Consider the following 13,316-nt stretch of genomic DNA (forward strand, 5'->3'; position numbering starts at 1 on the left):
GGTTCATCACACCTTGAATGAACCGATAGTTTTTTCCATGACCTGGATATTGTCGTGGGTTTCCCTCGCCAGACTGAGGACATTCTCCGCCGCGGCATTGACTTCCCGGGCATTGCCGCCCATACGGACAATACCTTCCTGGATGGTAGTCACAATACCGGTAAGTTCGTTCATTTCAGTATTCACCCGGTCCATATTGGCGGTGAGCTCCGCGGAGGTTTTCTGCACATCCGCGGAGGAACCGTTCATCTCCGCCAGGGAATGGAGAATCTGGTCCGAAGCGACACGCTGTTCATTCATGGCATTGTGAATTTCCAGCATGAGGTCATCGGTGATGTTTATCTGGGAAGAGACCAGCCGGAAGGCTTCCTGGGATTCCGCCGATGACCGGACCGTATCATTGATCGACTGGGTGATCTCCTTCAGTTCTTTTTTAATTGAAACCGACTGGCTTTGGGAATTCTCCGCCAGTTTTCTGATTTCATCGGCCACCACCGAAAATCCCGCCCCGGCGCTGCCGGCGTGGGCAGCCTCGATGGCGGCGTTCATGGCCAGCAGGTTTGTCTGGGCGGCGATGGTGGCGATGATGGTATTGGCCTCGATGAGCAGCTGGGATTGTTCCAGGATATGCCGGATCTTCCCGTCCACCGCCGCCTGCTTTTCCCGCCCGGAATCGGAAACCGCCACCAGTTCGCCGAACTGGGTTTTCATCTTCTGCACCGAGTTGGTTACGGCTTCGATATTACTGATCATTTCTTCGATGGACGCCGAGGATTGGCTGATGGATTCACCCTGACTGCGGATAAGGCCGTTGAGGCTCACAATGGAATCCGCGGTATGGCCCAGGACCTCAGTGGTCCGGACCAGGGAAGATGACTGGTTTTCGGTCTGGTTCCTGATATCCTCCGCAGCGGCAATGATGCCGGCATTGGCCTTAACCGATTCTTCGGAATGGCTCTCCAGATTTTCGCCGATACCCTGGAGGGCGCCCTGGGCATCCTTGATCTTGAGGACTAATTCCCGCTGGGCCCCGATAAAGGTATTGATATCGCTGATAATCATTCCGATTTCATCGTTCCGCTCCAGGGGAATCCGGTAGGTCAGGTCCGCCTCGCCGGATGTAAGGTTTTCCGCCGCCGCCGCGGTGGCCCGGATGGGAAGCATGACAATGTTCCGGAACATGATAACCAGAAGCACAAAAAGAAGGGTGATTCCCACAATAAGCAGGGGAATGATCACCGAGTTGAGAACCCGGGCTATTTCGTAAACCGAAGAAACCGGAAGACCCATGGAGACAATACCGATGACGGACCCGGACAGGTCCCGCAGGGGGATATGGACAGCCAGGTACTGCTCACCCCGGGCACGGTATTCCCCGGAAAAATTCTCCCCCAATCCCAGGACCGTGTCGGCGATTTCAAGGGCCGCCGGGGAATCATCCATGGCTGTTCCGGAGGCGGCGGAAACCGCGTCAGCGGCGGAAACCCGGGGCTGCGCCGGTGTCACGGCGGAACTGACGGGAGCCGGTTCCCGGATTGCCGGAGAGATTCCGGACTGGACCTGGCTGGCGCCGGTAAACGCGTCGGCCTGGAGGCTTCCGGCACCGGAACCGCTGATACTCCAGTAACCTGACGGGTCCGCCGGAGATGCCGGCATATCGGCGGTGCTGGCCCGGCGGGCCGATCCCTGGTACACATCGATTTCGCATTGGGTAACAGCCTTGAGATCATTGAGAAAACGCCGGGACTGGAGGCTGTATTCAAGTATGCCGTAACCCGCAAGCTCCCCTCCGATAAAAACCGGGGCGGAGGCGGCAATTTCCATGACCGAATCCAGGGAATAAATCCGGACGGAACTGTTTTGGTCATCGGTGTAGGATACAATGGTTCTGGCGTAATCTCTGCCGATGGTGGGAGGTCCGCTGGCACCGCCGATGACATACCCATCCGGATCCACCAGAACGATGCCGTCCACATCCAGGGCTCTGAGAAGGGACGCGGTTTCCTCCCGGATTATCCCGGCATCCTCTCCCGAAAAGAGCCGCAGCACCAGGGGCGATTCGGCGAACCAGGAAATCTTGTTCCCCAGAAGGCGGAGCTGTTCCTCTACCTGTCCGTAAACGAGAAATTCCTTCTGCTCCAACTGCCGCCGGAACGACCGGGACGAGGTATAGATGGTCAGAAAGTTGATCGCCGCCACCACCACGGAAACGAAAACAAGGAAAGAAATCAGTATAGGAATCATCAGCTTTACGCCAATGGACCGTTTTGCCTTTGCCATAGAAATGGTACCCTCAGATTAATAATGAAATTTTCCCTACGCTACAGGTAAACCATGTTAGGTATATCTTGCTTTGTCAATATAGGACAAGTTGTACTTAGAAAAACGCCGTGCTGCGACGCTTCCCGCCGCGGTAAAAACGGCGGAAACTATGCCGCTGTTTAGCGGGAGGGTCAGCAAAGATTTGTTTACTGTAAATGAATAAATTTTTACCCTATGGTAATTTTTCCGCGGTAAAGAAAAAGCGGGGAAAGCGGAAGATTACCGAACCATTTTCCTGGACGGGATACGCTTCCGCAACCCGCCGGAAGACGTCACTTTCAAAACCGGGCCGCAGATCCTCCGGAAGGGCTTCCAGATACGGACGCAGTCCCGTGCCGCGGTACCATTCCATAATGTCCTCATGGGATTGCAGAATATGGTAGTAGGTTGTTTCCCATAAAGAAACATTGCCGGAAATTCCGGAGAGCAAATCGTAATAGTCTCCGGGAAGCAGGTTATAGAACACCCGGGGATTGGTAATATGGGTTTTCCATTTTTTTGAGCCGATCATTTCTTCGATAATTATGTGAATAGGTTCTTTGTAGTTCATGGGAGTCTGGACCGCAAGAACGCCGCCCGGAGCCAGAAGCCCCATAAGCCTGGGAAGCAGTCCGCGGTGGTCCGGGATCCACTGGATGCAGGCGTTGGAGAACACCACATCGAAACCGCCGCCGAGGGAAGCAAGATTCCCGGCGGCGTCCACGCATTCGAAACGGACCGCCGGCATTTTTTTCCGGGCGGATTGTATCATGTCAGGAGAATTATCAATGCCGATAATTTCCGCCCCGGGGAAACGCTCAGCCAGAACCGCGGTGCTGTTTCCCGGGCCGCAGCCCACATCCAGCACCTTTTTAGGGGAACCCAGGGAAATCCTGGCCGCAAGATCTATAGCGGGCTGAGTGCGTTCTCTTTGGAATTTCAAATACTGCGACGGGTCCCAAGCGGGCATGGTCTTTTCTCCTTGCTTGGCGTTTTATTCTTCTGCCGCCGGAACCAGATATAGTGATTCCGGCAAAATCCTCCGGCCCCGGACTCAGTCCAGGCGGAACTTCTTTATCAGTTCCCGGCTTTTCTTCCGGGTCTTGGGGCTGGCCGAGTCCCGGCGGTCCCGGATGAAGCCATCCGCGGCCGCCCGGTCCGGCAGACCGCCGTAAAACTCCTCCAGGATTTCCAGCACTTCGTATTCCAGCAGGGCTTCCTGGCGTTCACTATACTTCGAACGTTCCTTTCGGTTTAAAAGAATCGGAATCACCTTGTCCCGGTACTGCGGTTTATTCCGGAGAACTATCCGGAGATACCGCACCGAGAGTACGCCGATAAGAATTTTCTTATCAAATCCCAGATCCAGATACTGCGGAAGGATATCCGAAAAACAGTCGTCTTTGTCGGCCCGGCTCAGATGGGCCAGGATCACCAGGGCAATCTGCCGGTGGTAGGTGTTTTTGTGGTTAAGCAGCGGGGTGAACCGCTGCCAGTAAGGGTACAGCAGTTTCGGATTCCGCTCCGCCGCGGCGTCAAGAATATGGTAGCCGTGGTAGTACACCATGATGTAGGGATGGTTAACGGTTAGGTCCACCACATCCCGCCGGACCGCTGCATCCTTCAATACCGCATCGGTATAAAAACCGCAGCCAAAATCCTTTTGGGAAATAGCCTCCGCCAATTGGAGGTTTAAGGAAAGCTCCTGTTTTCTGCCCATTCCGATTTATCTCCAGAATAAACCCAGGATACACCGGCCCGCTGTTTTCGTCCAGAAGATTTCCGCAGCGGTGCCCGGCCGCCGCCCTTGCCGAAGCCCTGCCCTTCCCCGTACTATGAAGCATGGGGAAGGACTGTATCATGTGCTGGACCTATAAAAAAGCTATCCCCGGGAACCAGCAATATGAAAACAGCGATCTCGCGGTATTAATAAGGAAAAGAATGAAACGGTTTGAAATTGAAGTAGAAACAGTTACCGGCTGCTGCGCGGCGGGCTACAAATCGGGAGACCGGTTCTACGCGTCGGGACTCAATACCCCGGACGGACCATTCTGCGGCGGGGCGTACATGGCCCTTTTCCCCATGCAGAACGCCCTCCACGGCGGAGCGCGTTTTTCCTTTGAGAAAGACCCCAGAAGTAAAACCCGTCTGGCCTGCCCGGACAACGGCTGCGTGGTGTTTACCATCCGCCTGCTGGAGGAGCCGGGCCAGTAAAACCGGAACGGTTTCAGCGCAGGCACTAAAACAATGAGAAACGTAATAGCCTTCAGCTTTAATCTGCCTTTAATTTTGGGTTAGTATTAGTATGGTATAAGGAGTTTCTTATGTCAGTTATAAAAAAGGCGGGTTTCGCTGTCCTGTTTTTCAGTGTTCTGGTCCTTGCCGGAGGATCTCTGTTTGCCCAGGGAAAAGGGGATATCGGGCTTGAAAGAGCGGAAGAAAGCGCCCTTGCCGAAGCCGGCGGCGGCACGGTGGTCCACAAGGATCAATTCCGGGACCGGGGAATCCGGTATTATAAAATTGTCCTGGTCAATGAAGGGCTGCGCTATTATTTTGAAATCGGCGCTGACGACGGAAGGGTTTACACCCAGAGAACCAGTCCGGTCCGGGAAAATATCCGGAGCACCTCCGATACGGTGCCGGCAATCAGTGAAGAGGCGGCCGTAAAAATTGCACTGGAACGAACCGGAGACGGTACGGTAACCGAAAGCAGGCTGTCCCGGGAAGATGATGGTATATTAATTTATGAAATCAAAATCGCCGGCAGTGAAAACTGGTACAAGACTGATATCGATGCCGTTACCGGGGACGTGATTTTTTATGAACGCCGGCTCCGGGACCGGAGATAAGACACATTCCCCGCCGGTAATAATACGTTAGTTGAAATAATTCCTCAGAACGGTGAATATCCTCATCGGGCCGGCGGTATCTGTGCGGGGTAGTGAAAAAATACCATTGACCGGATGACCGGAACGGAAATTAGGCGTATACTGTACGCTTTAAAGTGAAAGGAGAGCAAACCATGGAATACCGGGAAATCGGAAGAACCGGCAGAAAAGCCGGCATCATCGGTCTGGGCTGCGAAAACTTGGACAACAAACCCTATGACCAGACAGCGGATACCATCAGCGCCGCCCTTGACCGGGGGATAAACCATTTTGATGTTTTCATGCCCGGAAAGGAAATCCGGGAGAATATCGCCAAAGCTCTGGGCAGCCGCCGGAAGGATGTTTATATCCAGGGGCATATCGGATCCACCGACATCAACCAGCAGTATGACATAAGCCGGGACATGCCCACGGTGCAGAAGTATTTTGAAGACTGCCTCCGTATTTTCGGCGGGTACATCGACTTCGGCATGCTCTTCTTTATCGATTCCCAGGACGACTTTGACAAAGTCTTCAGCGGCGGTGTGGCGGATTACGCGGTCAAGCTCAAGGAGAAAGGCGATATCGGCCACATCGGTTTCAGCTCACACCGGCCGGACATTGCCGCGAAGGTGGTGGAAACCGGCATTCCGGAAATCATGCTTTTCAGCATAAATCTGGCCTTCGACCTCTGTCCCCCGGACAAGTATACCCTGGACACCCTGCAGGCAGGCTGGAAGACCGAGGAGTTCAGGGGGCTGGACCCGGAACGGGCCGCCCTCTATACCCTCTGTGAACAGAAGGGAGTGGGTATCAGTGTGATGAAAACTCTGGGCGCGGGAAAACTCATTTCCCCCGAACACACCCCCTTCTCAAAACCCATGACGGTGAACCAGTGTGTTCATTACGCCCTGAGCCGCCCGGCGGTTTTCAGTGTGCTCCTGGGGTGCAGAACCGGAGCGGAAGTGGAAGACGCCCTTACGTATCTGGACGCGGGAGACGCGGAACGGGATTACACCCCCTTTCTGAACGAACTGCACAATGATTTTTCCGGAAACTGTGTGTACTGCAGCCACTGCCAGCCCTGCCCGGTGGAGATCGATATCGCGGCGGTCAACAAATACCTGGACATTGCCCGGCTGGATGAGAGCACTATTCCGCCGTCGGTTCTGTCCCATTACGGCAGCCTGCAGCACCGCGGCGCCGAATGTATAGCCTGCGGAAACTGCGAAGAGCGGTGTCCCTTCGGTGTGCAGATCATTAACAATATGGCCAAGGCCGCGGAACTTTTCGGGTCATAAGGAAGGTAACTGCCAGCGGAACCCCGCGCCCTTTGTTTCAGCGTTCCGCCGAAACAAAGGGCGGAAACCGATCCGCGGAAACCCGGCGTTCCAGGGTCAGGGGATCCACGTCAAAACTCACACCGTCATACTCGTAGTGCAGCTTGCCCTCCTTAAGGAAGAAGCGGTGATTTGACCGGAACGCCACGGCTTTCCAGCTGCCGTCGCCGGCAGGCTGGTCACGGTACAGGGCCTGATCTTCAGTAAGCCTGAGAGCCCCCTCCTCAAGGCGGACATCACGGATACCGCTGACCACCGCTTCCGAGGGGACCTCCGTGCCGGACGCCGATATGAACCGGAAAAGACCGGTAAGTTCGCCCGTGCTTTTCCGGAGGGCCAGCTCGTAGCGGAACAGGGCCGCGCCGCTGAAATCCTTCCGCAGAGATTCCCGCTGTTTCCCCTCCCCTATAGTGTAGATCTTTTCGTTGGATACGATAAACATATCCAGCCGCAGTCCGCTTTTTGAGTACAGTAAATTTGAAAAAGATATCTGATCCGAATAGACTCCCTGAAGGGCTCCGCCCTCAAGTTCATAGACCAGTTCTTTGGTGTACAGGGTTTTTCCGTTTACCCGTGTTACCAGAAAATCAAGAATATCCTTCATAACAGAACTCCTGTTTTTTGTGTTTCTGAAAAATCAGTATACGGGATATACCATGACATCAGTCTGTCATATATCCCGCCGGAAAAACGCAGCGGGAAATTTATCGGCTCTTCTCTCAGTTATTGCCGCCGGGCAGCCAGAAACTGAAAACACTGCCCCTGCCGGGTTCGCTGTCAAGGGAAATACTGCCGCCATGGGCTTCGATAATCCATTTTACCATAGGAAGGCCGAGGCCGAAGCTGACATTTCTGCCGTCCGCGGTGACACCGCTCCGGGACTGGTCAGCCCGGTAAAACCGCTCCCAGACCAAGGGCTGTTCATCCCGGGATATACCCGGCCCGTTGTCGGCGACACGCCCTTCAAGACCTCCGTCCTTCCGGGAAAAACACACCCGCACAAAGCCCCCGTCCCGGCCGTATTTAATACCGTTGGAAATTAAGTTAAGAAGCATCCGGGCCATGAGCGTCCGGTCTCCTTTAAAAGTCAATCCCGGCTCCGTCTCGGCGCTGAGGGCAATACCTTTTTCCCGGGCCTGGGGTTCCAGTTCCGCAATAACTGCGGCGGCGAGCTCATCCATATCGATGGTCTCGGTATCGAGCTCCTGCCGCCCATTGTCCATCCGGGCCAATGCCAGCAGACGGGACACCAGAAGGGACATCCGCCGGGCCTGAGCCTCAATTGACCGCAGGGACTCCATCCGCTCTTCATCGGTCCGCGCCTGGGTCAGGGCGTATTCGCAATGGGAAATAATCACCGCAGCGGGTGTCCGCAGTTCATGGGACGCGTCGGAAGTAAAACGCCGTTCCGTCTCAAAGGCCAGTTCTATCCGTCCCAGCATCTCATCGAAAATCCGGGCGGTTTCATGGAGCTCGTCCTCCGCGCCGGAAAGATTAATTCTCCGGGAAAGGTCCTTTCCTCCGGTAATGGCCTCCGCCGCGGCGTTGATTTTTTTCAAGGGACCCAAGGCCCGTTTGGTGAGAATGTAGCCGCCGGCCAGCGCGGCGGCTACCAGGAGCGGGAAAATGACCGCCGCCAGGAACCTGAGGGATCTCGCCGCGGAAGTTATGGTACCGATAGGTGAAATTCCCCGGATAACCGCCGGACCGTACCCGGGAATATCCGCGGAAAGATCGTAGACCAGGTAGTGGTCGTCGTCCCAGCCGGTTTCCTGGATGGCCCCCGGAGTAAATTCAAGTCCGGGAAATCCCCGGGGAACAGATCCATAGAGCACAGCCCCTCCGGGAGCGCACACCAGAATATACACGCCTTCGTAATCCTCAAGGCTGTCTCCCCGGAAACGCCCCCGGATATACTCGAGGTCGCCGGCATTGTCCGTCACCGCCCGGACAAGCCGTTCCCCGGTATGGGCTTTCTGGATCCGGGTTCCGGTGGCGGATATGAAGAACAGCACCGCCCCGCTGATAACGGCCATAAAGGCGGCGTACCAAAGGGTCATCCGCCAGGTGATCGTAAGCTTCATATACTACTCCCGCAGTACGTAACCGGCGTTTTTTATCGTGTGAATAAGTTTTTTCCCGAAGGGTTCATCCACTTTGCGCCGGAGGTACCGGATATACACATCAACGATATTGGAGCCCCCTTCGTAGTCGTAGCTCCAGACATGCTGTTCGATGGAATCCCGGGACAGTACTATCCCGGCGTTCCGGATCAGATACTCCAGCATGGCAAATTCCTTGCCCGAAAGATCAATAGCCCGGCCGCTCCGTTCCACGGTATGGGTTCCGCAGTCCACAGTCAGGTCGGCCAGGGTAAAGATATTCGTACGCTTCCCGGCGGTCTTCCGGGTCAGGGCCCGGAGCCGGGCGAGAAGTTCTTCAAAAGCAAAGGGTTTAATAAGGTAATCATCAGCGCCGGAGTCCAGTCCGGTAACCCGGTCATCCACGCTGTCCCGGGCCGTGAGGAGCAGAACCGGGGTTGTATTTCTCTGCTCCCGGATGCGGCGGAGAACCTCAAGTCCGTCAAGCTTGGGCATCATGATATCCAGCACCGCCGCATCGTATTCCGCGGATTCCAGGTAGTACAGCGCGGCCTCACCGTCGGTACAGGAATCCACACTGTAGTTTTCCGCCTTAAACCGCTTGGAAAGGACCTCATTCAGATCCTGCTGGTCCTCAGCAATCAATATTCGCATGTTTCTTCCTTATATATAAGGATATACTACCATTCGAAAATTAAAAACAGATTAAGCCGGATAAGTTTTAAAAAAATAAAATATTTCACAAAAAAAGTATTTTTTAATTTTCCTTTAATCTTGATCCCGTATTATTTGGTACAGAAGGGAGGCAAAAGCCTCATAGTCGGATTAAAATTATTGCAAGGAGTTTAGTATGAAGACAAGTAAAAAAACCGGGATCGCAGTTTTCCTCTGTATCATGGTTCTGCTGCCGGCGGGTCTGTTTGCCCAAACATCGCGGACAGATATCGGCTTTGACAAGGCGGAAGAAATCGCCCTGGCCCAGGCCGGCGGCGGCACGGTGGTGAGTTCCGAACTGGACCGGCACGACAGGTTTTATTATTACGAGATAGAAATTATCAAGGACAATGAACGCCACGAATTCGAAATCGGCTCCGATGACGGCCTGGTCTACGAACACAGCATCAAACAGGTACGGAATATCCGGCGGACCAGTACCGCCCGGACCGCGGAAATCTCCCAGGCTAACGCCGAGGCCATTGCCCTGGAGCGGGCCGGCGGCGGCAGGATAACCAGGTCCAAACTCGACCGGGAAGACGGAATACTGGTGTATGAGATAAATATCAGCGACGGTGATACCCGTTACGAACTGGACATCGACGCGGTTACCGGAGATGTGGTCTCCTATGAAATGGAAGTCCGGTACCGGAGGTAACCTGATCACTTCCGGAATCGGCTGTCCCCGCTTCAGGGGCGGCCTGCTCCGGGAGTTTCCGGGCCGGGGTTCGGTATTTCTCCGGCTTATTCCGAAAAATTCCGTTATTCCATAAAATATCTTTGTATAAATCTTGAATTCCGCTATATTATAATAAAGAAAAATCCATACACAATTAAAGGAACCGTACGGATGAGAATTCAGCATTCAAAAGAAGACTATCTCGAAGCCATTCTGATCCTGAGTGAAAAAAACCCCCGGGTCCGGTCGGTGGACGTGGCGGAATTCCTCAGTTACTCAAAACCCAGCATCAGCCGGGCGATTACCCTCCTCCAGGAAGATGGCTTTATAGAACTGGATGTGAACAAACATATCCTGCTCACCAAGGAAGGAAAAAAGATCGCGTCCAAGGTCTATGAAAAGCACACTTTTTTCCGGGAGATGCTGGAACAGGCCGGAGTGGATAAGGATACCGCCGCGGCGGACGCCTGCCGCATCGAACACGCCATCAGCAACAAATCCTTTGATAAACTAAAAGCCGCGTACAATAAAAACCATACCGCTCCCGGCGGCAAGTAGCGCTGGGCTGACTCAGAATAAAATATTCCCCTGGATCCCGTACCAGTTACGGTTTAAAAACAAACTCTTTTATGGCAATCCATGAGCCTCCGTTTTTATACAACCGGTTGCCGGGAAGTTATTGCCCGTCTGTCCGATACTGTATATACTAGCAGAGGACCGGCGGGCTGGAACCGGAACGGTTAAGTAATAATTACCAAGGAAGAATGTGAATAGAATTTTTCGAAACGGACCATTGCTCTGCGTTACTGCCATGATGGCTTTGTTCTCCTCATGCGTATCAACCATAAAACTCAAGGATGCCCAGCGTGAAACCGTGAGCCTCGAGGCTCAGGAATATTACCAGAAACACAAGGCAGTCCGGCTTCCCGCTCTTGGAATCACCGAGACCATTGCCGCGGGAATCGCCGCCTATGATGCCCGGAAACACGCGCCGGAGGTGAACCTTTATCTGGAACAGCATAAACTGGCGGTTGACCGGGAAACCATCGCCGGTGTGCCCGTGGCGGTGATCACCCCCTCCGGAGGATCCAGGGACGATGTACTGGGTTTGTATATCCACGGCGGAGGGTTTATAGCCGGAGAGCCGGTGGACTATTTCGTTCTCCATATGGCCCGGCTCCTGGGGATTTCTATAGTAAGCATTGATTATTCATTAAGCCCCCGGGCCCAGTTTCCGGAGGCTCTGGACGAATGCTTCCGGGTATACCAGGCTTTGGTCAGCGCCCCGGAAAGCGGCAGGATTATTGTATTCGGGGTTTCCGCCGGCGGCAATCTGGTACTCACCACACTGCTTAAAGCCCGGGAGGCCGCACTGCCCTATCCGGCCGCGGCGGTGCTCTGCACACCCTGGGCCGATCTTACCGGTTCCGGGGATTCCTATGTAGCCAACGACGGACGGGATATCCTGGCATGGAATAATTCCGTAGAAAAGACGGTTCTTGCCTATATCGGAAAACGGGAAGATTTTACGAATCCCCTTATTTCCCCGATTTACGCCGATTATCCCCGGGACTTTCCTCCGTGTTTTATTACCACCGGAACCCGGGACCTGCTTCTGAGCGACGCCCTGCGGCTGAGGGTTCTTCTGAAGGAATCGGGGGTTCCCGTACAGCTTGCGGTCTATGAGGGCATGTGGCACGGTTTCAACACCGTTCCGGATATACCCGAGGGAGAATCCTGCAATCAGGAAATCCTGGATTTTCTTTATTCCCTCGGACTGTGACCGCCGCGATGGATTACATCAGACAGGAAGCCGTTCCCGGAGCCGGGCGATTTCCTCCCGGTGTTCTTCCAGGGTGATTGGCGTTTCGGTAATAAACGGCAGTCCCCGGAGCGCGGGATGACTGATTATTGCCAGAATGGCGTCCATGCCAATATACCCGCCCCCCAGAACAGCGTGGCGGTCCTTCCGGCTGCCCCGGCCGTTCTGGCTATCGTTAATATGGAAGGCTTTTAGATACTTAAGCCCGATAATCCGGTCAAAGTTTTCCAGTACGCCGTCCAGGTCATGTACGATATCATAGCCGGAATCCCAGAGATGGCAGGCGTCGAAACAGATTCCCAGGGAATCTCCGGGCAGGGCGGCCTTGTCGATAATAGCCGCCAGTTCCTCAAAGTTCCGCCCCACTTCACTCCCCTTGCCTGCCATGGTTTCCAGGAGTACCGTGGTAGGGCGGCTCCCCGCCAGGACGGTTCTGAGCATCCCGGCGATATAATCCACCGCCGCGGACAATTCCTGGTCCTGGCGGCTACCGGGATGGAAGTTATAGTAATTCCCCGGAAGAAGATCCATGCGGTCCAAATCTTCTGAAAACATCTGCGCGGAGAGCTCCCGGAGATGCGGATCCCGGGAGCAGGCATTTACTGTATAGGGGGCGTGGGCCATAATCTTCCCGAAGTTATTCTCCGCAAGCACCGCGGAGAGGCCCGCCAAATCATCCCGGTTCAGAGGGCGCGCTTTGCTGCCCCGGGGATTCCTGAGAAAAAACTGAAGGGTATTGGCGCCGATCTTTACGGCATCCCGTCCCATGGCGGTATAGCCTTTGCCGGAGGAAATTTGGGTGCCGATATAGTATACCCGGGGGCTGCGCGCGTTTGTTTGTGTCCCTGATCCTTCGGCCATAATTCCGGGTATCCTTTTTCCGTAAAATTTTCCGCCTTTGTCCGCCGGACGGATTTTCATTTTAATACAATTTTTTTTTAAGAAAAACCATCCGGCGTCAAAACCCGGTCCGTTTGGTATATTTATAAAAAGAACACAGCGTATTGAATCCGGGAACTTATTCGGATATGCTTAACAGTATACCATGATGCTGCGGACAATCACGGCGGATGACATGGACAGGGTCATCCAGATTTGGTTTGAATCCTCAATTATAGCCCATGCTTTTGCGGACCCGGAATACTGGCGGTCAAAAACAGAAGCCATGCGGACCTTATATATCCCGAACTCCGAAACCTGGGTCTGGGAGGATGATGAAAACATACAAGGCTTCCTTTCCCTGAACAAAAACGACCTGGCCGCCCTGTTTGTACTGCCTGAAGCCCAGGGACACGGGATCGGTACGGCTTTGATGGATTTAGCCAAAAGCCTCCGGGACGAACTCACCCTCGCGGTCTATACTGAAAATACCCGAAGTGTCTCGTTTTACCGGAAACAGGGGTTTACGGAAATACGGGAACAAACCGATGAGCATACCGGACGCCGGGAACTCATCATGGCCTGGAAGAAATAGAGCAACGCTTTCCTAAA

14 protein-coding genes are annotated in these 13,316 nt (G+C 54.1%); 7 read left to right on the forward strand and 7 right to left on the reverse strand.

Features of this window, described 5'->3' with window-relative positions; translation table 11 throughout:
- Positions 1 to 6: 6 nt before the first annotated feature.
- The 3 genes from JFL75_RS07705 to JFL75_RS07715 all read right to left on the reverse strand — a co-directional run bounded on the left by JFL75_RS07705 (position 7) and on the right by JFL75_RS07715 (position 4,021).
- Positions 7 to 2,280, reverse strand: coding sequence for a methyl-accepting chemotaxis protein (locus JFL75_RS07705; RefSeq protein WP_215626100.1), 2,274 nt, complete (start codon positions 2,278 to 2,280; stop codon positions 7 to 9).
- 214 nt (positions 2,281 to 2,494) lie between these two features.
- Positions 2,495 to 3,271, reverse strand: coding sequence for a methyltransferase domain-containing protein (locus tag JFL75_RS07710; protein WP_215626101.1), 777 nt, complete (start codon positions 3,269 to 3,271; stop codon positions 2,495 to 2,497).
- Between the two features lie 84 nt (positions 3,272 to 3,355).
- Positions 3,356 to 4,021, reverse strand: coding sequence for a hypothetical protein (locus JFL75_RS07715; RefSeq protein ID WP_215626102.1), 666 nt, complete (start codon positions 4,019 to 4,021; stop codon positions 3,356 to 3,358).
- 221 nt (positions 4,022 to 4,242) lie between these two features.
- On the opposite strand from JFL75_RS07715, the gene JFL75_RS07720 reads away from it, so the two are divergent.
- From JFL75_RS07720 to JFL75_RS07730, 3 genes are all read left to right on the forward strand, one after another.
- The gene (locus tag JFL75_RS07720; protein ID WP_215626103.1) at positions 4,243 to 4,515 is read left to right on the forward strand and encodes a TIGR04076 family protein; all 273 of its coding nucleotides are present in this window, start codon (positions 4,243 to 4,245) and stop codon (positions 4,513 to 4,515) included.
- A 110-nt stretch (positions 4,516 to 4,625) separates the two neighbouring features.
- Positions 4,626 to 5,150: a PepSY domain-containing protein gene (locus JFL75_RS07725; protein WP_215626104.1), complete on the forward strand. Its 525-nt coding sequence runs from the start codon at positions 4,626 to 4,628 to the stop codon at positions 5,148 to 5,150.
- Between the two features lie 173 nt (positions 5,151 to 5,323).
- The gene (locus tag JFL75_RS07730) at positions 5,324 to 6,469 is read left to right on the forward strand and encodes an aldo/keto reductase (protein ID WP_215626105.1); all 1,146 of its coding nucleotides are present in this window, start codon (positions 5,324 to 5,326) and stop codon (positions 6,467 to 6,469) included.
- Positions 6,470 to 6,506: 37 nt separating this feature from the next.
- On the opposite strand, the gene JFL75_RS07735 is transcribed toward JFL75_RS07730, so the two are convergent.
- The 3 genes from JFL75_RS07735 to JFL75_RS07745 all read right to left on the reverse strand — a co-directional run bounded on the left by JFL75_RS07735 (position 6,507) and on the right by JFL75_RS07745 (position 9,264).
- Positions 6,507 to 7,112, reverse strand: coding sequence for a hypothetical protein (locus JFL75_RS07735; RefSeq protein ID WP_215626106.1), 606 nt, complete (start codon positions 7,110 to 7,112; stop codon positions 6,507 to 6,509).
- A 115-nt stretch (positions 7,113 to 7,227) separates the two neighbouring features.
- Positions 7,228 to 8,592, reverse strand: coding sequence for a sensor histidine kinase (locus JFL75_RS07740; protein WP_215626107.1), 1,365 nt, complete (start codon positions 8,590 to 8,592; stop codon positions 7,228 to 7,230).
- 3 nt (positions 8,593 to 8,595) lie between these two features.
- The gene (locus JFL75_RS07745) at positions 8,596 to 9,264 is read right to left on the reverse strand and encodes a response regulator transcription factor (RefSeq protein WP_215626108.1); all 669 of its coding nucleotides are present in this window, start codon (positions 9,262 to 9,264) and stop codon (positions 8,596 to 8,598) included.
- 196 nt (positions 9,265 to 9,460) lie between these two features.
- Here JFL75_RS07745 and JFL75_RS07750 point away from each other — a divergent pair, with 196 nt between their 5' ends.
- From JFL75_RS07750 to JFL75_RS07760, 3 genes are all read left to right on the forward strand, one after another.
- Positions 9,461 to 9,982 (forward strand): PepSY domain-containing protein, encoded by a 522-nt coding sequence (locus tag JFL75_RS07750; protein ID WP_215626109.1) that lies wholly within the window; start codon positions 9,461 to 9,463, stop codon positions 9,980 to 9,982.
- A gap of 192 nt (positions 9,983 to 10,174) precedes the next feature.
- Positions 10,175 to 10,561, forward strand: a complete 387-nt coding sequence (locus tag JFL75_RS07755; protein WP_215626110.1) for a metal-dependent transcriptional regulator — start codon at positions 10,175 to 10,177, stop codon at positions 10,559 to 10,561.
- A gap of 208 nt (positions 10,562 to 10,769) precedes the next feature.
- Positions 10,770 to 11,786, forward strand: coding sequence for an alpha/beta hydrolase (locus tag JFL75_RS07760; protein WP_215626111.1), 1,017 nt, complete (start codon positions 10,770 to 10,772; stop codon positions 11,784 to 11,786).
- Positions 11,787 to 11,804: 18 nt separating this feature from the next.
- On the opposite strand, the gene JFL75_RS07765 is transcribed toward JFL75_RS07760, so the two are convergent.
- Positions 11,805 to 12,686 (reverse strand): deoxyribonuclease IV, encoded by an 882-nt coding sequence (locus JFL75_RS07765; RefSeq protein ID WP_215626112.1) that lies wholly within the window; start codon positions 12,684 to 12,686, stop codon positions 11,805 to 11,807.
- 184 nt (positions 12,687 to 12,870) lie between these two features.
- Here JFL75_RS07765 and JFL75_RS07770 point away from each other — a divergent pair, with 184 nt between their 5' ends.
- Positions 12,871 to 13,299, forward strand: a complete 429-nt coding sequence (locus JFL75_RS07770; RefSeq protein WP_215626113.1) for an N-acetyltransferase — start codon at positions 12,871 to 12,873, stop codon at positions 13,297 to 13,299.
- Positions 13,300 to 13,316 lie beyond the last annotated feature (17 nt).

Origin of the sequence: Breznakiella homolactica (assembly GCF_016616095.2) — a bacterium.
In the GTDB taxonomy this organism is placed as follows: domain Bacteria; phylum Spirochaetota; class Spirochaetia; order Treponematales; family Breznakiellaceae; genus Breznakiella; species Breznakiella homolactica.

Excerpts from the sequence above, each read along its gene's own strand:
- JFL75_RS07755 (WP_215626110.1), top strand. The coding sequence starts at position 10,175 with ATGAGAATTCAGCATTCAAAAGAAGACTATCTCGAAGCCATTCTGATC.
- JFL75_RS07745 (WP_215626108.1), bottom strand. The coding sequence starts at position 9,264 with ATGCGAATATTGATTGCTGAGGACCAGCAGGATCTGAATGAGGTCCTT.
- JFL75_RS07720 (WP_215626103.1), top strand. The coding sequence starts at position 4,243 with ATGAAACGGTTTGAAATTGAAGTAGAAACAGTTACCGGCTGCTGCGCG.
- JFL75_RS07740 (WP_215626107.1), bottom strand. The coding sequence starts at position 8,592 with ATGAAGCTTACGATCACCTGGCGGATGACCCTTTGGTACGCCGCCTTT.
- JFL75_RS07710 (WP_215626101.1), bottom strand. The coding sequence starts at position 3,271 with ATGCCCGCTTGGGACCCGTCGCAGTATTTGAAATTCCAAAGAGAACGC.
- JFL75_RS07765 (WP_215626112.1), bottom strand. The coding sequence starts at position 12,686 with ATGGCCGAAGGATCAGGGACACAAACAAACGCGCGCAGCCCCCGGGTA.
- JFL75_RS07705 (WP_215626100.1), bottom strand. The coding sequence starts at position 2,280 with ATGGCAAAGGCAAAACGGTCCATTGGCGTAAAGCTGATGATTCCTATA.
- JFL75_RS07730 (WP_215626105.1), top strand. The coding sequence starts at position 5,324 with ATGGAATACCGGGAAATCGGAAGAACCGGCAGAAAAGCCGGCATCATC.
- JFL75_RS07725 (WP_215626104.1), top strand. The coding sequence starts at position 4,626 with ATGTCAGTTATAAAAAAGGCGGGTTTCGCTGTCCTGTTTTTCAGTGTT.
- JFL75_RS07770 (WP_215626113.1), top strand. The coding sequence starts at position 12,871 with ATGATGCTGCGGACAATCACGGCGGATGACATGGACAGGGTCATCCAG.
- JFL75_RS07715 (WP_215626102.1), bottom strand. The coding sequence starts at position 4,021 with ATGGGCAGAAAACAGGAGCTTTCCTTAAACCTCCAATTGGCGGAGGCT.
- JFL75_RS07735 (WP_215626106.1), bottom strand. The coding sequence starts at position 7,112 with ATGAAGGATATTCTTGATTTTCTGGTAACACGGGTAAACGGAAAAACC.
- JFL75_RS07750 (WP_215626109.1), top strand. The coding sequence starts at position 9,461 with ATGAAGACAAGTAAAAAAACCGGGATCGCAGTTTTCCTCTGTATCATG.